Here is a 15,828-nt window from a genome sequence, read left to right on the forward strand (position 1 = left end):
CCGATCTCCCCGAGCTCGCCCACATCGGGCGCGATGATGGGCGAATGGCGACCGCAATCATCCCCGTGACATGGAAAGACCAGCCGGAAGAACACGACTACCCGGCGGCCGCGGACTATCTGGAGCTGCTCGCCGAACCGGACGTGGTCGACGCCGTGATCGCGGAACTGCGCGCCGCTCCGGTCGTGCACAAGAAGGCCAAGGACATCCTGCGTGCGGCCGGACTCGAACTGGTGTCGGCCGAGAATCCGTATGTCCGCCGCGATCTCATCAAGATCAATAATCGCAAGTCGCTATCGCCGATCCTGCTGGTGCGCGGCGACTTCCGCAGCGGCGTGCCCATGGTCATCGCCGATGGCTACCACCGCGTGTGCGCCGTCCACTGGGCCGATGAGAATATCGCTATTCCGGCGAAGATAGCCGCTATGCCGCAATGACCTTCGCAACCCTCGCGCTGGTCATCGCGCTCGGACTGTGCGGACCGCTGCTCGCACTGCGGCAGAGCTGGCACATCCCGGTGATCCTTGGTGAATTGCTCGCCGGCATTGTCTTCGGCACCACCGGATTCGGCATCCTGCACCCCGCCGACCCGATTTTCACCTTTCTCGCGGATATGGGTTTCGCGGTCGTCATGTTCGTCGCGGGCACCCATGTCCCGGTGCGTGATCCGGCGGTTCGCTCGGCAGTCGGTAAGGGCGCGGTCCGGGCCGTTCTGGTCGGATTGCTCGCCGTCGCAGCCGGATTCGGGCTGGCCCGCTCGTTCGCAACCGGACACGGTGCGATCTACGCGGTGCTGATGGCGTCCTCATCGGCGGCGCTGGTGCTGCCGATCATCGACTCGGTCGGTGTGTCGGGAAAGCCGATACTCGCCCTCACCGCCCAGGTCGCGATCGCCGATACCGCCTGCGTGGTGGCGCTGCCGCTGGTGATCGATCCTGCGAACGCGGGCCGCGCGGCACTGGGCGCCGTCGCGGTGGCGGTGGTGGCCGCCACTGTGCTGTTCCTGGTGCTGCGCAAGCTGGAGCTGTCGGGTCGGCGGCGGCGAGTGCATCGACTGTCCGAGAAGCGTGCATTCGCCCTGGAACTGCGGGTCAGTCTCGCGGTGCTGTTCGCCCTGTGCGCATTGGCAACCCAGACCCGGGTGTCGATCATGCTCGCCGGATTCGCCGCCGGAATCGCGGTCGCCGGAATCGGGGAGCCGCGGCGCGTGGCCCGGCAACTCTTCGCCATCAATGACGGCTTCCTCGGCCCGCTGTTCTTCGTCTGGCTGGGTGCCCGACTCAACCTGCGCGAATTCGGCGACCACCCGCGGCTCATCGGACTCGGTCTCGCACTGGGTATCGGCGCGGTGCTGGTGCACCTGAGCACCCGCGTCGCAGGTCAGCCGATCGCCTTCGGCATCCTCGCGGCGGCCCAGATCGGTGTCCCGGTTGCCGCCGTCACCGTCGGCTCGCAACTACACGTCCTGCTGCCCGGCGAAGCATCCGCGATGATGCTCGGCGCGCTGTGCACCATCGCCGCTGCCGCACTCGCGGCTAGCCGAATCGCAACCCGCACCGCGAAATCCGGCGCGAATTAGCGCCTCAGTTATCGGTGCGGCCGAGTAGACGGTCCGTCTCACGACGATCCCGCTTGGTAGGTCGACCGGAGCCGCGGTCGCGGCGGGGCATGGCCACGAGAATCTCTCGAGGCGGCGGCGGGGGGCTGCGGTCGATCAAGCATTGTGCGGCGATCGGAGGGCCGACGCGCTTGGTGATGACGCGCTCCACGATGACAATGCGTTCGATGCCACCGGCTCGGACGCGGACCTCGTCACCGGGGTGAACCGGTTGGGCCGGTTTGGCAGCAACACCATTCACCCGGACGTGGCCGCCGCGGCAGGCTTCCGCAGCCGCGGACCTGGTCTTGAAAAGACGCACCGCCCACGTCCAGGAGTCCACGCGGGCCTGGTTCGGGGCGGTGTTCTTGGTAGTCGGTTGGGCGGGTGCCACCCTTAAACCATACGGCGTGCCGTCACAACCATGTCGGGGCGCAGGGGGGTGTAGGACACCGGCTGACCGGACTGGACCGCATTGAGCAGCTTGCCGTCGCCCGCGTACAGGCCGACATGGCCGCCACCATTGGTCACCACGATATCGCCGGGCTGCAGGTCCTCGAAGGCGACCGGAGCGCCGACGTGCGACTGTTCGAAGCTGGTGCGCGGCAGTTCGATTCCGGCCTGCTTGTAGGCCCACTGGACCAGACCCGAGCAGTCGAAGCTGAACGGTCCGGAGGCACCCCAGGAGTACTGCGCGCCGACCTTGGACTTGGCGGCGTCCAGCGCGATGTCACTGGCGGTGTTGTGGAAAATCTGCGGCATGGCCGGGGCGAACAAGCCGGGGAGCGACGGCGCGGCCTGCGGGGCAACGGCCTCCGGGGCGGGCGCGGCGGGCATCGAGGCGAGTGCCTCGGTGAGCTGCTTACCCAGATCCTGGGCCTGCTGGTCGAATTCCTGCGGAACCGGAACGTCGAAATCGCCGATTCCCGGGATGTTGATGGTGGCTGCCATCGCGGGGATCGCGGGCATCGCACCAGTGGATGCGGCGACCGCGCCCATGACGAGCGCACCCTTGACGGAATTCGGTAGCCGCGATTCCCGCTGCAAGCTGTGTTTACCCACCGAGCCGAGTCTCCGATCTTTCTGCTCTCCCGCCGACCGGGTCAGCTGTCGGTTCGGACCGGCAGAACGGCCCCAACTCCCAGTTGAATCTCTGGGTCCCGGTACGGCGGTCGGAATTGGTGGCCCCGACAGCCGTTTTGGCGGTAACTCAGTGGCGCCGCTTCTCTTCCGAACCGACAGACTCCACTGGGTCACGAAGAGATTACGGCCAGGACGCGGTGTTGTCCAGCGCACAGACCAGCCTCTTCGCGGATAATCGAGAAATCCCAGGACGAGCGTCGCAATTGCGACACGCCACGATGGTCACGACACGGTATCGGCGCCCCGCCGCCTGTTATCGAACCGAGGTCCCGACCGGAACTGACACTGCGCCCACCGGATTCGCGATCCACCGACGGCCAGTGCCATCCGGATAGCTTCTGCCGTGCCGCTGGGGCTCCGTCGAACGTAGTCGAATGGTGGTCGCCTACGACGAATTCGACCGCCACATCACTACGCTCCGCGAGCTGCCTGCGGCGGATGGCGCAGGCGCTAGCTGTCGGATCCGGTACTGCGCTGATCGAGCGCCCGCTCCAGCTCATCGATCCGCCGCCGCGCATCGGCCAGGCCGACCTCCAACCGACCGAGCGCCACCACCAGCGGACCCACCGCGATATCCGCGACGAGTTGTGGATCATCGAGACCGCCTTCGATCGCCTCCAGAATGTTGGACCGGATGTGGCCTGCCACAGGGGCTTCGGCGGGAACTTTCCAGGACTCGACCAACTCGGCAAGGGTGGGGAGTGGTTCCGTGGGCATGCCCCTCAGCATGCGACAGTTTGCTAGCAATATCTAGGACACGCCTTATATATGGCCAGATTCGCCTGACGAAACGCGCTACGGTGTCTGGGCATGGACCCCGTGCGGAATCCGTATGCTCCCGGAGCCGGACAGCGCCCACCCGAATTGGCCGGGCGCGATAAGCAACTCAAGGCCTTCGACGTTGTGCTGGAGCGGATCGCGCGTGGTCGACCGGAACGCAGCGTCATGCTCACCGGATTGCGTGGTGTCGGAAAGACCGTGCTGCTCAACCAACTTCGCTCGGCTGCGGGCTCGCGCGGTTGGGGCACAGGTAAAATCGAGGCCCGCCCGGATCAGGAATTGCGCCGCCCGCTGTCGTCGGCACTGCATATGGCCGTTCGTGCGATAGCCATGGCACATCGCAACCAGGAGCGCGTCGACGACTTCCTCGGCATACTCAAGGCTTTCGCGCTGCGCTCCACCGCCGATAAGGGCATGCGGGAGCGCTGGCAGCCCGGTATCGACGTGCCCGCGGTCACCGGTCGCGCCGACTCCGGCGATATCGAGATCGACCTGATCGAACTGCTCAAGGAAGCGGCCGCGCTGGCCAGCGATATCAATGTCGGCATCGCGGTCTTCATCGACGAAATGCAGGATCTCGGCCCCGCCGATATCTCCGCGATCTGCGGCGCCTGTCACGAATTGAGCCAGGACACCGCGCCTTTGATCGTGGTGGGTGCCGGGCTGCCGCATCTACCCGCGGTGCTGTCCGCTTCGAAGAGCTACTCCGAGCGACTGTTCAGCTACCACCGCATCGACCGGCTGGACCGCGAATCGGCGGATCAAGCTCTCATCGCACCTGCCGAGCGCGAAGAGGTGAAGTTCACCGAGGAAGCGCTGGATGCCCTGTACCAGAGGGCGGATGGCTATCCGTACTTCGTGCAGGCCTATGGCAAAGCCGCTTGGGATCAGGCGCCCGAGAGCCCGATCACCGCCGAGGATGTCGAGGTGGCGGCACCGAGCGCCGAAGAGGAACTGGCCGTCGGATTCTTCGGTTCCCGGTACGAGCGCGCCACCCCGGCCGAACGCGAATATATGCGCGCCATGGCCGATTTGGCGGGCGACGACGGTCCGGTGCCGACCGCGGCGGTGGCCAATGAGCTCGGCCGCAAACCCGCTTCGCTGTCACCGGCCCGCGACGGTTTGATCAAGAAGGGACTGATCTATTCGGCCGAGCGCGGCACCATCGGGTTCACGGTGCCGCACTTCGGTCGCTATCTGCGCAGCGTGTAGCCGAAAGACTCAGAGCGGCAGCGGAAGTGGGTAGCGGTAGTCGCAATTCCCCGCCACCGACTTCCCCTGTGCGGTGCAGGCATTCTGCAGCGACCGCCAGGTGGCGGGACCGACCACTCCGTCGTCGTAAATGCCGACGGCTCGTTGAAAGTTCCGCACCGCGGCCTTGGTCTTCGGGCCGAACTTACCGTCGACAGCAACCTGACCGTTGCCATAGCTGTAGGTGAGGAATGCCTGCACCGCCGCCACACAGGGTCCCTGATTGCGCACCCCTTCCTGCAATGTCGGTTTGGCCGCGAGACACTGATTGATCGACGCCGGGTGCTGGACCTCGGCGTGCGCGGGCGCGGCGATGGCGGCGGTTCCGGCCACCGCCGCAACCCCGATGGCCACCGCGGCAACCGCCCGGCGAATCCGATGAGCGCCGGAAAGCTGTGCTGCGTACATGATGTTCCTCGTGGTGCGCGAGCCTCACCCCTGTTGGCGAAGCTGGTAGCGCCAAGTTAGGAACCGCGACCAATGACAGACCAACGAAGTACTCACGCCCGCAGCTCAGGCCAGCGGCCGCCGCACCTCGAGTGTCACCGACCCGATCCGGATGCGGTCCCCGTGCTCCAGCGCGGCCCGCCCTCGAATGCGCTTGTCATTGACGTACACGCCATTGGCCGACCCACGATCCTCGATCCGGACCGCAGCACCGTCCAACACAACGCTCGCGTGCTGCCGACTGGTCTTCGCATCCGCGAGCCGGATGTCGTTATCCGCACTGCGACCAATCGTCATCCCCGCCCCGGTCACCTCGAAGCGCCTGCCGTCGTCGACGTACAACAGCACGTGGCCGAGCGTCTCGAGCAGCGTCGATCCATCGGTATCCACATTGAGGCGCAGGCGAATTCGGCCCCGGTTCGGTAGCCGCTCACGGCGCAGGATCCGCTGTTCGAGCCCGGTCAACCGGTCGCTCGGATCCATGCCCTGATCCCGCAGAATTCGGCGCACGGCCCGACATGCTTCGAGCGCGTCGCCGGCGCGCCCCGATTCGTACAGCGCCGTGATCAGTTGGGCCCACAGGGTTTCACGCAGTGGATGACGTGCGGTCAGCGCGCGCAGCTCCCCGATGACCTCGGCGGCACGGCCCGCGGCGATCTCCAGATCCAGCCGCGCCTCCAGCGTGCGCTGTCGCTCCTCGTCCATATGTGCGCAGAACGCCTCGACGAAGGTGGACATCGGCAACCCGTCCAGCGCCGCGCCGCTCCATTCCCCTAGTGCCCGCAGGAAGTGCTCGGCGGCATGTTCGTGATCACCGCTGTCGAAGGCGTCCATCGCCTCGGTCCTGGCCTGTTCGAAACGGCCGAGATCGCATTGCTCGTCGCGAAGGTCGAGGCAATAGTTGCCGGAACTGTCGGTGCGCAATATCGCGGTCGCGGCCACATCGGCGGCGTGCAGCGTGGCCCGCAGTTCGGCGATGCGATTGTGCAGGTTCGCGCGAAAACTGGGCGGCGGATCACCATCCCAGACGGTGTTCGCCAACCGCGTCGGCGAGATGGCATTGCGCCGGTTGACCACAAGAACCGCGAGCATCGCCCTGGTCAGCGGTCCGCCGACGGCGAGCGGACGACCCGAGACGTACCACCGGACCGGACCGAGGATGCGCACATCCACCGGCGTTACGGCATCGGGTGTCATGGCGCCGGTACGCATCGGCCGTCGAAGGCACCGTCGGCGACCCGAAATACCGGCCACTGGATGGCTTTCGCCCGCGTCTGCGGTCCGTAGATCCCGTCGACCGCCGCGCCATGGTCGACCTGCAGATGCCGAATGGCGCGCTTCATCGCAGTGTCGTACACGGTCGTCGCATCCAGTTCGATGCCGTGGCACATGGTCAGCGCCTGCCGCAGGGCCAGCACCGAATCGCCCCGATCGCCGTCATTGAGCGCGCAGCGTGAATCGTCGTGATCGGCTGCCCCGCTGGGCAATTCGAGATAGAAGTCGGTGCCGATCGGTACCCGCACCCGCCAATAGCACCGCAGCAGACCCGTCTTCGCAGCGCTCGTCTGCGGCACGGTCGCGGGGGTCGCGCCATCGGATCGATCGGGAGTCGGCCAGACGGCGATCATCACTGCTGCCATGACAACGACAGCGGCCGCCCCGAGCGCGGCGATGCGGCCACGCGGACGACGCACCAGACCGGACAATCCCCACCGGTACGGCCGGCGCTCGGTATCGCTGACCGCCACCTCGACGGCCCGCGCGAATTCCACACAGGTCTGATACCGCCGCTCCGGCTCCGCCGCCGTCGCCCGCGCGATGACCTCTTCCAGCGCCGGCGGCACATCCGGACGCACTCGAGTCGGCGCGAGCGTATCCCGCACCGTTCGAGCGCCTGCCGGCGACGGCACACCCCCATTCGGATTCGCGCCGGTCAGCAGCGCCAACAGGGTGGCGCCCAAGGAATAGATATCCGCTCGGCGATCGACCGCGAGACCGCGCAGCACCTCGGGCGCGGCGAAGGCAGGAGTACAAGCGCGCCAACCCGTTTCGGTTACCGTCGCGGCATCCTCGACGGTGCGGGCCAGGCCGAAATCGGCGACCAGTACGCGTTCACCGTCGGCGCCGTCGGCGACCAGGATGTTCGACGGTTTGACATCGCGGTGCAACAGATTCTGCTCATGCGCGTGATGCAGTCCCTTCGCGGCCTCGCACACAATGCGCGCCGCGCGGTTCGGCGCCAATCCGCCGGGCTCGGAGTGCATGAGCTCGCCCGCATCGGTGCCATCCACATACTGCATCGCCATCCACAGGGCCTCGCCCTCCTCGCCCCGGGTGTAGACCGAAACGACATTCGGATGGTCCAAGCGGCACACCAGATCGGCCTCACGCCGGAAGATGCTGCGATAACGCTGATCAGCCCCGAGATTCTTGGCTAATACCTTGAGTGCCACCTGCCTCGGCAAGGCCGGATCATCGGCCAGATAGACCGCCCCCATTCCGCCGGAACCAAGAGGCCGCACAATCGAATACCCTGCGAATACCTGCCCGGGCCGCAATGACATCCCCACCCTCCAAGGGAATTCGGACCACGTTTTCTGGCGCGTTTCAGCCCACTACTCCACATCCGAAGCTCGGTGTCAAGGCAACTCAGGCACCCGGCGCACGGCAAGGATCAGCTGATCCTTTCGAGCGATCTGCAAGCAATCGCTGCTGATCTTTTCGAGCGATCTGCAAGCAATCGCTACGGCCACATCCACCCGTCTATCAAGATCATCAGAGATTGACAGATAACGCTCTGCCTCAACGTCTACCGGCCGGTAACAAACCCTCCTACACTCTTATGTGATCCTGATCACGTCCGAGGAGGACATCATGGCGACAACCGCGAAAGTCGACGCCACCGAAGAACAGGCCCGCGCACTGGTCGAGGAGTCCCGCGAAACCAGTTGGGCCAAACCATCGTTCGCCAAGGAGATGTTTCTGGGACGATTCCGGCTCGATCTGATCCACCCCTATCCCCAGCCCAGCGACGAGGACGCCGCGCGCACCGAGGCCTATCTGGCCCGGCTACGGCCGTTCTGCGAATCGCTCGACGGCAGCGTCATCGAGGCGGAGTCCAAGATTCCGGACGAGTACGTCAAGGGTCTGGCCGAACTCGGCTGCTTCGGCCTGAAGATCCCGGAGGAGTACGGCGGCCAGGGCCTTTCCCAGGTCGGCTACAACCGGGCCCTGATGCTGGTCGGGTCCGCGCACCCCAGCCTCGGGGTCCTGCTTTCGGCACACCAGTCGATCGGCGTGCCCGAACCGCTGAAGCTGGCGGGCACCCTGGAGCAGAAGGCCGAATTTCTGCCCCGCTGCGCGGCGGGCGCGGTCAGCGCGTTCCTGCTCACCGAACCCGACGTCGGCTCCGATCCGGCCCGCATGGCCAGCACCGCGACCCCGACCGCGGACGGCGAGGCCTATGAGATCAACGGCGTGAAGCTGTGGACCACCAATGGCGTGGTCGCCGAACTGCTGGTGGTCATGGCCCGGATCCCCAAGAGCGAGGGCCACCGCGGCGGCATCTCGGCCTTCATCGTGGAGGCCGATTCGCCCGGCATCACGGTGGAGCGGCGCAATTCGTTCATGGGCCTGCGCGGCATCGAGAACGGTGTCACGCGGCTGCACAACGTCCGGGTACCCAAGCGTAATCTGGTCGGGCGCGAGGGCGATGGCCTGAAGATCGCGCTGACCACGCTGAATGCGGGCCGCCTCGCCATTCCGGCGCTATGTACGGCCGCATCGAAGTGGTCACTGAAGATCGCCAGGCAGTGGTGCACGCAGCGGGTGCAGTGGGGTCGACCGGTCGGCGAGCACGCGGCGGTCGGGGAGAAGATCTCCTTCATCGCGGCCACTACTTACGCACTCGAGGCCGCGCTAGACCTTTCGGCCACCATGTGCGACGAAGCCCGCAACGATATCCGCATCGAAGCGGCCCTGGCCAAGCTCTGGGCCAGCGAAATGAGCTGCCAGATCGCCGACGAGCTCGTGCAGATCCGCGGTGGGCGGGGCTACGAGACGGCGGCGTCGCTGCGGGCCCGCGGTGAGCGCGCGGTCGGGGCCGAACAGTTGGTCCGCGACCTGCGGATCAACCGCATCTTCGAGGGGTCGAGCGAAATCATGCGACTGCTGGTCGCCAGGGAGATGGCCGATGCTCATATGGCCGCGGCTGGTGCGCTGGTCGACCGGAATGCGGAGTTCAAGGACAAGGCCAAGGCCGCGGTCGGCGCGGGTGGTTTCTATGCCAAGTGGTTCCCGCAGCTGGCCGTCGGCGCGGGCACCGTGCCCGCGACCTATGCCGAATTCGGCCCGCTGGCACGGCATTTGCGCTTCGTCGAGCGCAGCGCCCGCAAGCAGGCCAGATCGCTGATGTACGCGATGGCGCGCTGGCAGGCCGGACTGGAATACCGGCAGAACTTCCTCGGTCGCATCGTCGATATCGCCGCGGAGTTGTTCGCGATCTCGGCCGCCTGCGTGCGCGCGCAGGCACTGCGGACCGCGGGCGCGCCGGAAGCCAAGGCCGCCGAGGAATTGGCCGATACCTTCAGCAGGCAGTCGCGGATCCGGGTCAAGAAGTTGTTCGACGCGCTGTGGGACAACACCGATGACGACGATCGCACCCTCACCCGCCACATTCTCGACGGCCGCTACGAATGGCTCGAGGATGGCATCTTCGATCCGAGCGAGGGCACCGGACCGTGGATCGCCGAATGGCAGGTGGGTCCGTCCACGGAGACCAACCTGCTGCGACCGTTCCTACCGTCGACCCGCAGCCACGCGGGCACCTAGGCGCGCAACCGCGACGAGCCGTCACCCAAGCGTGGGTGGCGGCTCGTCGCGTGATGCGTATTCACATCTATCGGAAAATTTCTAGATATAGACATATTTCCGATACTCCACGTATGGTTACGGTCCCATAACAATTTCTAGCGGACTCTAGGAGATCCGATCGACTACCCGATAGACGGCGATGCCGCGGGTCGATCATGGACGTCTACCGGAATCTAGCGCCTGACCTATCCATTCATAGATTTACCGATTCACGGGCTCGCGCGCCCGGGCCAGGTCGATCAGCGGCGTCAGTTGGACAACGCGTACATAACGGACGGTATGGCGCGCTAACAGGGCGGGAATTCCGCCCGACAACCGGGCAAGAACGCTCCGAACCGGGTGTCCTACCAGACACAGGAGAATCGTCATGTCCACGACGACTGCCCGCGGCGCCGCCGACTACGACGGCCACCGGATGACGGTATCGGCCGACGACGGCACCCCGATCGCGGTCCGAACCTTCGGCGCCGACGACGCGCAACTGACCGTCGTCTTCGCACACGGTCACTGCCTGCGGGCCGAATCCTGGTCATTCCTGCGCGATCAACTGTTGCGGCAATTGGGGATGGCAGCCGGCGAAGCCGGCGGGGCGGGTAAGTACAGCGGGTCGGATGTGCGGATGGTCTTTTACGACCACCGCGGACACGGCGAATCCGGCGTTGCCCATCCCTCGACCTACACCATCGAGCAACTCGGCCACGACCTCGACGCGGTGCTGCGGTCGGTCGTGCCGACCGGCCCGATCATCCTCATCGGACATTCGATGGGCGCGATGGTCACCCTCGCCTACGCCCGGCTGTTCCCGGCGACCATCGGCACCCGGGTGGTCGGCGTCGGCCTCATCGCAGGTGCGGCGAATGGCATCACCGAGGTCGGGCTCGGCCGTTTCCTGAACCGACGCGCGGTGAACTCGTTCCAGCTCGCGGTACTGCGAGCACCCCGACTCATGCAGGCCTCGAAGCGACTTTCCCGCCGGATCTTCGAGCCGATCGCCCGCGAGGCGAATATGGGCACCAAGCGGACGAATCCGCGCATGGTCGCGGTGGCCGCGGCGATGATGAACGACACCCCGCTGCTCACCATGTCGAGCTTCCTTGCCTCGCTGATGACCTTCGACGAGACCGCATCGCTGCACCACCTCGGCGGCATTCCGGCGCTGGTGCTGGCCGGTTCGGCCGACATCGTTGTGCCCTTCGCACATTCGGTGGTACTCGCCTCGCAACTGGCGGGCTCGGAACTGGTCCGGCTCGAGGGCGCGGGCCACAGCGTGCATCTGGAGCGGGCCGAGGAGGTGGCGTTGTCCATCGTCGCGCTGGTCGACCGGGCCATCACGGCCATGCACGGGCACGGCCCCGAGTACGCCACCGCCAGCTGACGAACCGTTCGTCGGAACGCACGGAAGGCCGGCAGCCAACCCGTGGCAACATTCGGGCGAACCACTGGAATTGTGGGCACCACGAGCCAAAATCGAATTCCTCACGTACTGTGTTAAAGATCACGTTGTGTGGTGAGTCACACGACTCGGTAGAGCGCGTTCCCAGGCAGAACATGGAACCCAGCGCTACCCATCGAGTTCGTCTGTCCGCCAAGGAACACAGGAGGTATCGATGACACGCAGCGACATAGCGGAACTGCGCTACGCGGTCGGCCAGCTCCGGCAATCCATCGGCGCACTGCGCTCCCACTACGGCGACGCCAATTCGGTGCGACGACTGGAAAACGACCTCGAGCGGCTCGTCATCGATGCCGACGAACTCGAGCAGTCGCCGCCGCAGGAGATCACGCGCCGTCCGCAAGAGACCATCTACGTACCGGACAGCAAATCCGACGAAGCCGCGTGGATGGGCGCACAGGACGAGGGCCTCGGCTTCCATTCCCGCCCGCGCACAAAGTAATCCGGTTCGCGGACCCGGCTCGACGCCGAGCGGGCCCGCGACCGTATCTGCTCCCAATACCGCTCTGATCTGCGCGGTGTAACGGGTTCACCACCCGGTGTGGCGACCAAACCTCGATCGAATGTGGCAGAAATCACGGCCCCCCAGGCGGGTCGGCTTTGCCGGGACCCCGCTCGAGCCATAGCTGGGGTGTCGTATGGTGCTCAGCATCACATTCGATTGCGGAGGTCGCGCGGACCATCCGCACAGCAGATCAGCGAGGCATCCACCTGTGAGTGCCGCACCGACCGCCGCCCCGGAAACGGGCACCGGCGTCTTCAGCAAGACCAGGGCCGCCATCTCCACGCGCACCCTGCGTACCGACCGGTGGTGGGTCCCACCGCTGGTAACCGCCGTCGGACTAGCCGCTTTCGTCACCTACGCGACGATCAGATCGTATGTGCGAACGGCATATTGGGTTCCGGAGTACCACTACCTGACCCCGTTCTACTCACCGTGCGTGAGCAGCGACTGCGTCGAGGGCTCCAGCCATTTCGGCGCATGGTTCGGCCACATCCCGGCCATCCTGCCGCTGGGCTTCCTGGTGCTGCCGTTCCTGCTCGGGTTCCGGCTCACCTGCTACTACTACCGCAAGGCCTACTACCGCGCGGTGTGGTTCTCCCCGCCCGCGTGCGCGGTCGCCGAACCGCACGCCAAGTACACCGGCGAGACCAAACTGCCGCTGATCATCCAGAACGTGCACCGCTACTTCTTCTATGTGGCCGTGCTGGTTTCGCTGATCAACACCTATGACGCGATCACCGCGTTCCACGGCAGGACCGGCGGTTTCGGCTTCGGTCTCGGCAATATCGTCCTGGTCGGCAATGTGGTGCTGCTGTGGGCCTACACGCTGTCGTGCCATTCCTGCAGGCACATCATGGGCGGCAAGCTCAAGCACTTCTCCGCCCACCCGGTGCGGTACTGGTTCTGGACCCAGGTCTCCAAGCTCAATACCCGGCACATGGCGCTGGCCTGGACCACCCTCGGCACGCTCGTGCTGACCGACTTCTACGTGATGTTGGTTGCCAGCGACACGATTTCGGATCTGCGGTTCATCAACTAACCGCCCTCACAAACCAGGAGTTTCGCGGCCATGCCAGAAGTGGAACGGCACAAGTACGACGTCGTCGTCATCGGTGCCGGGGGCGCCGGACTGCGCGCGGTGATCGAAGCACGCGAACACGGTCTCTCCGTCGCGGTGGTGTGCAAGTCGTTGTTCGGCAAGGCACACACCGTGATGGCCGAGGGCGGATGCGCCGCCTCGATGGGTAATGCCAATGAAAAGGACAACTGGCAAGTCCATTTCAAGGACACCATGCGCGGAGGCAAGTTCCTCAACAACTGGCGCATGGCCGAACTGCACGCCCAGGAGGCGCCCGACCGGGTGTGGGAACTGGAAAGCTATGGGGCGCTGTTCGATCGGACCGCTGACGGCCGGATCAGCCAGCGCAACTTCGGTGGCCACACCTACCCGCGCCTGGCGCACGTCGGCGACCGCACCGGACTCGAGATCATCCGGACCATGCAGCAGAAGATCGTTTCGCTGCAGCAGGAGGATTTCGCGGAAACGGGCGACTACGAGTCGCGGATCAAGGTTTTCGCCGAATGCACCATCACCGAATTGCTCAAGGACGGCGATCGGATCGCCGGTGCGTTCGGGTACTGGCGCGAGTCCGGCCGGTTCGTGCTGTTCGAGGCGCCCGCCGTGGTGGTCGCGACCGGCGGCATCGGCAAGTCCTACAAGGTCACCTCGAACTCGTGGGAGTACACCGGTGACGGCCACGCGCTGGCCCTGCGGGCCGGCGCGACGCTGATCAATATGGAGTTCCTGCAGTTCCACCCGACCGGCATGGTCTGGCCGCCCAGTGTGAAGGGCATTCTGGTCACCGAGGGTGTGCGCGGTGACGGTGGGGTGCTCGTGAACACCGAAGGCCAGCGGTTCATGTTCGACTACATTCCGCCGGTCTTCAAGGGCCAGTACGCCGAGACCGAGGAAGCGGCCGATCAGTGGTTGCGCGATAACGACTCCGCGCGCCGCACACCGGATCTGCTGCCGCGCGACGAAGTGGCCCGCGCCATCAACTCGGAAGTGAAGGCGGGACGCGGCACCGAACACGGTGGCGTGTACCTGGATATCGCTTCGCGTCTGCCCGCCGAGGAGATCCGGCGGCGACTGCCCTCGATGCACCATCAGTTCAAAGAGCTCGCGGACGTGGACATTACGAAGGAGCCGATGGAGGTCGGCCCGACGTGCCACTACGTGATGGGCGGAATCGAGGTAGATCCGGATACCGGCGCGGCGACCGTGCCCGGCCTGTTCGCCGCTGGTGAGTGTTCCGGTGGAATGCACGGCTCGAACCGGCTCGGCGGCAATTCGCTGTCCGATCTACTGGTATTCGGTCGGCGGGCCGGACTCGGCGCGGCGACCTACGTCGAACAACTGTCCGAGCGCCCCGCGGTGGCCGACGCCGATATCGACGCGGCCGCGAAAGCCGCTGTGGCGCCATTCGATCCGCCCGCCGAAGGGACCGGGGAGAACCCGTACACCCTGCACACCGATCTGCAGCAGGCCATGAACGATCTGGTCGGCATCATCCGCAAGGAGCACGAGCTGCAGCAGGCCATCGAGCGCCTCGCCGAATTGCGGACCCGCTTCAACGGTGTGACCGTCGAGGGGCACCGGCAGTTCAACCCGGGCTGGCATCTCGCCCTCGACCTGCGCAATATGCTGCTGATCAGCGAATGTGTCGCGCAGGCTGCGCTATTGCGCACCGAGAGTCGGGGCGGACACACCCGCGACGACTTCCCCGCCATGGATCCGCAGTGGCGCAACAAGCTGCTGGTGTGCGCGATCGATGCCGCCGATGCGGACGGACCGGTGCCCGGCGTGCGGGTCACCCCGGAGGACCAGATCCCGATGCGCGACGATCTGCTCGCGCTCTTCGATCTGGGTGAGCTCGAAAAGTATTACAACTCAGCCGATCTCGCCTCCCATCCGGCAGGTTCGGTTTCGGCCACGGAAGGCGAGGCGTAAGAATGGGTTACGACGCCAAATTCCGCGTGTGGCGCGGTGATATCGACGGCGGGGAACTGCAAGACTTCACGGTCCTGGTGAACGAGGGCGAGGTGGTGCTCGACATCATCCACCGGCTGCAGGCCACCCAGGCCCCGGATCTCGCGGTGCGGTGGAATTGTAAAGCGGGCAAATGCGGTTCGTGTTCGGCCGAGGTGAACGGCCGGCCGCGGCTGCTGTGCATGACCCGGATGTCGACCTTCCAGCCGGACGAGCTGATCACCGTCACGCCGATGCGCACCTTCCCGGTGATCCGCGATCTGGTGACCGATGTGTCGTTCAATTACCAGAAGGCAAGGGAGATACCGTCTTTCACGCCGCCGGATGACCTGAAGCCGGGCGACTACCGGATGCAGCAGGTCGATGTGGAGCGCTCCCAGGAGTTCCGCAAGTGCATCGAATGTTTCCTGTGCCAGAACACCTGTCACGTGGTCCGCGACCACGAGGAGAACAAGGAGTCGTTCGCCGGTCCGCGCTTCCTGATGCGGATCGCCGAATTGGAGATGCATCCGCTCGATGTGGCCGACCGTCGCGATCTGGCTCAGGAAGAGCAGGGGCTCGGGCTCTGCAATATCACCAAATGCTGTACCGAGGTCTGCCCCGAGCACATCAAGATCACCGACAATGCCCTGATTCCGATGAAGGAGCGGGTGGCGGACAAGAAGTACGATCCGCTGGTCTGGTTGGGCAACAAGCTTTTCCGGCGCTGATCAACCGATACTGGACCACCG

At 65.5% G+C, this 15,828-nt stretch carries 15 protein-coding genes; 9 read left to right on the forward strand and 6 right to left on the reverse strand.

All coding sequences use genetic code 11. The features are described 5' to 3' along the window. Positions 1 to 44 precede the first annotated feature (44 nt). Positions 45 to 437 carry a hypothetical protein gene (locus ACQPYR_RS42825; RefSeq protein WP_433625875.1) on the forward strand — a complete coding sequence of 131 codons (393 nt, stop codon included), beginning with the start codon at positions 45 to 47 and terminating at the stop codon, positions 435 to 437. Further along, positions 434 to 1,579, forward strand: a complete 1,146-nt coding sequence (locus tag ACQPYR_RS42830) for a cation:proton antiporter (protein WP_433625877.1) — start codon at positions 434 to 436, stop codon at positions 1,577 to 1,579. Before ACQPYR_RS42825 ends, ACQPYR_RS42830 begins: the two co-directional genes overlap by 4 nt. Before the next feature lie 4 nt (positions 1,580 to 1,583). Here ACQPYR_RS42830 and ACQPYR_RS42835 read toward each other — a convergent pair whose 3' ends face one another. The 3 genes from ACQPYR_RS42835 to ACQPYR_RS42845 form a co-directional block, all read right to left on the reverse strand. After that, the gene (locus tag ACQPYR_RS42835) at positions 1,584 to 1,991 is read right to left on the reverse strand and encodes an RNA-binding S4 domain-containing protein (RefSeq protein ID WP_433625879.1); all 408 of its coding nucleotides are present in this window, start codon (positions 1,989 to 1,991) and stop codon (positions 1,584 to 1,586) included. Positions 1,992 to 1,993: 2 nt separating this feature from the next. Further along, positions 1,994 to 2,596 carry a C40 family peptidase gene (locus ACQPYR_RS42840; protein ID WP_433635414.1) on the reverse strand — a complete coding sequence of 201 codons (603 nt, stop codon included), beginning with the start codon at positions 2,594 to 2,596 and terminating at the stop codon, positions 1,994 to 1,996. Positions 2,597 to 3,190: 594 nt separating this feature from the next. Further along, positions 3,191 to 3,457, reverse strand: a complete 267-nt coding sequence (locus ACQPYR_RS42845) for a hypothetical protein (RefSeq protein ID WP_433625881.1) — start codon at positions 3,455 to 3,457, stop codon at positions 3,191 to 3,193. Positions 3,458 to 3,550: 93 nt separating this feature from the next. On the opposite strand from ACQPYR_RS42845, the gene ACQPYR_RS42850 reads away from it, so the two are divergent. Then, positions 3,551 to 4,732 (forward strand): ATP-binding protein, encoded by a 1,182-nt coding sequence (locus tag ACQPYR_RS42850; protein WP_063042559.1) that lies wholly within the window; start codon positions 3,551 to 3,553, stop codon positions 4,730 to 4,732. Between the two features lie 9 nt (positions 4,733 to 4,741). On the opposite strand, the gene ACQPYR_RS42855 is transcribed toward ACQPYR_RS42850, so the two are convergent. The 3 genes from ACQPYR_RS42855 to ACQPYR_RS42865 form a co-directional block, all read right to left on the reverse strand. Further along, a complete protein-coding gene (locus tag ACQPYR_RS42855) occupies positions 4,742 to 5,179 on the reverse strand; it encodes a peptidoglycan-binding domain-containing protein (protein WP_433625883.1) in 438 nt (145 codons plus the stop codon). 105 nt (positions 5,180 to 5,284) lie between these two features. Next, positions 5,285 to 6,430, reverse strand: a complete 1,146-nt coding sequence (locus ACQPYR_RS42860; RefSeq protein WP_433625886.1) for a BTAD domain-containing putative transcriptional regulator — start codon at positions 6,428 to 6,430, stop codon at positions 5,285 to 5,287. Beyond that, on the reverse strand, positions 6,412 to 7,782 hold the full coding sequence (locus ACQPYR_RS42865) for a serine/threonine-protein kinase (protein ID WP_433625889.1): 1,371 nt from the start codon (positions 7,780 to 7,782) through the stop codon (positions 6,412 to 6,414). The genes ACQPYR_RS42860 and ACQPYR_RS42865 overlap by 19 nt, the downstream gene beginning before the upstream one ends. 310 nt (positions 7,783 to 8,092) lie before the next feature. Here ACQPYR_RS42865 and ACQPYR_RS42870 point away from each other — a divergent pair, with 310 nt between their 5' ends. The 6 genes from ACQPYR_RS42870 (at position 8,093) to ACQPYR_RS42895 (ending at position 15,807) form a co-directional block, all read left to right on the forward strand. Beyond that, the gene (locus tag ACQPYR_RS42870; RefSeq protein ID WP_433625891.1) at positions 8,093 to 10,048 is read left to right on the forward strand and encodes an acyl-CoA dehydrogenase family protein; all 1,956 of its coding nucleotides are present in this window, start codon (positions 8,093 to 8,095) and stop codon (positions 10,046 to 10,048) included. Positions 10,049 to 10,457: 409 nt separating this feature from the next. Continuing rightward, positions 10,458 to 11,465, forward strand: coding sequence for an alpha/beta fold hydrolase (locus ACQPYR_RS42875; protein WP_433625894.1), 1,008 nt, complete (start codon positions 10,458 to 10,460; stop codon positions 11,463 to 11,465). 232 nt (positions 11,466 to 11,697) lie between these two features. After that, positions 11,698 to 11,985: a hypothetical protein gene (locus ACQPYR_RS42880; RefSeq protein ID WP_063042550.1), complete on the forward strand. Its 288-nt coding sequence runs from the start codon at positions 11,698 to 11,700 to the stop codon at positions 11,983 to 11,985. A 271-nt stretch (positions 11,986 to 12,256) separates the two neighbouring features. Next, positions 12,257 to 13,087: a hypothetical protein gene (locus ACQPYR_RS42885; protein WP_387286958.1), complete on the forward strand. Its 831-nt coding sequence runs from the start codon at positions 12,257 to 12,259 to the stop codon at positions 13,085 to 13,087. A 30-nt stretch (positions 13,088 to 13,117) separates the two neighbouring features. Continuing rightward, positions 13,118 to 15,058: a fumarate reductase/succinate dehydrogenase flavoprotein subunit gene (locus ACQPYR_RS42890; protein WP_433625897.1), complete on the forward strand. Its 1,941-nt coding sequence runs from the start codon at positions 13,118 to 13,120 to the stop codon at positions 15,056 to 15,058. Positions 15,059 to 15,060: 2 nt separating this feature from the next. Further along, positions 15,061 to 15,807: a succinate dehydrogenase/fumarate reductase iron-sulfur subunit gene (locus ACQPYR_RS42895; RefSeq protein ID WP_433625900.1), complete on the forward strand. Its 747-nt coding sequence runs from the start codon at positions 15,061 to 15,063 to the stop codon at positions 15,805 to 15,807. The last annotated feature ends 21 nt before the right edge of the window (positions 15,808 to 15,828 follow it).

The organism is Nocardia sp. CA-120079 (assembly GCF_050955745.1).
Taxonomy (GTDB): domain Bacteria; phylum Actinomycetota; class Actinomycetes; order Mycobacteriales; family Mycobacteriaceae; genus Nocardia.

Bases quoted from the DNA above. Each gene is read 5' to 3' on its own strand.
- ACQPYR_RS42825 (WP_433625875.1), top strand. From the start codon at position 45: ATGGCGACCGCAATCATCCCCGTGACATGGAAAGACCAGCCGGAAGAA.
- ACQPYR_RS42830 (WP_433625877.1), top strand. From the start codon at position 434: ATGACCTTCGCAACCCTCGCGCTGGTCATCGCGCTCGGACTGTGCGGA.
- ACQPYR_RS42840 (WP_433635414.1), bottom strand. From the start codon at position 2,596: ATGGGCGCGGTCGCCGCATCCACTGGTGCGATGCCCGCGATCCCCGCG.
- ACQPYR_RS42845 (WP_433625881.1), bottom strand. From the start codon at position 3,457: ATGCCCACGGAACCACTCCCCACCCTTGCCGAGTTGGTCGAGTCCTGG.
- ACQPYR_RS42850 (WP_063042559.1), top strand. From the start codon at position 3,551: ATGGACCCCGTGCGGAATCCGTATGCTCCCGGAGCCGGACAGCGCCCA.
- ACQPYR_RS42855 (WP_433625883.1), bottom strand. From the start codon at position 5,179: ATGTACGCAGCACAGCTTTCCGGCGCTCATCGGATTCGCCGGGCGGTT.
- ACQPYR_RS42860 (WP_433625886.1), bottom strand. From the start codon at position 6,430: ATGCGTACCGGCGCCATGACACCCGATGCCGTAACGCCGGTGGATGTG.
- ACQPYR_RS42865 (WP_433625889.1), bottom strand. From the start codon at position 7,782: ATGTCATTGCGGCCCGGGCAGGTATTCGCAGGGTATTCGATTGTGCGG.
- ACQPYR_RS42870 (WP_433625891.1), top strand. From the start codon at position 8,093: ATGGCGACAACCGCGAAAGTCGACGCCACCGAAGAACAGGCCCGCGCA.
- ACQPYR_RS42875 (WP_433625894.1), top strand. From the start codon at position 10,458: ATGTCCACGACGACTGCCCGCGGCGCCGCCGACTACGACGGCCACCGG.
- ACQPYR_RS42880 (WP_063042550.1), top strand. From the start codon at position 11,698: ATGACACGCAGCGACATAGCGGAACTGCGCTACGCGGTCGGCCAGCTC.
- ACQPYR_RS42890 (WP_433625897.1), top strand. From the start codon at position 13,118: ATGCCAGAAGTGGAACGGCACAAGTACGACGTCGTCGTCATCGGTGCC.
- ACQPYR_RS42895 (WP_433625900.1), top strand. From the start codon at position 15,061: ATGGGTTACGACGCCAAATTCCGCGTGTGGCGCGGTGATATCGACGGC.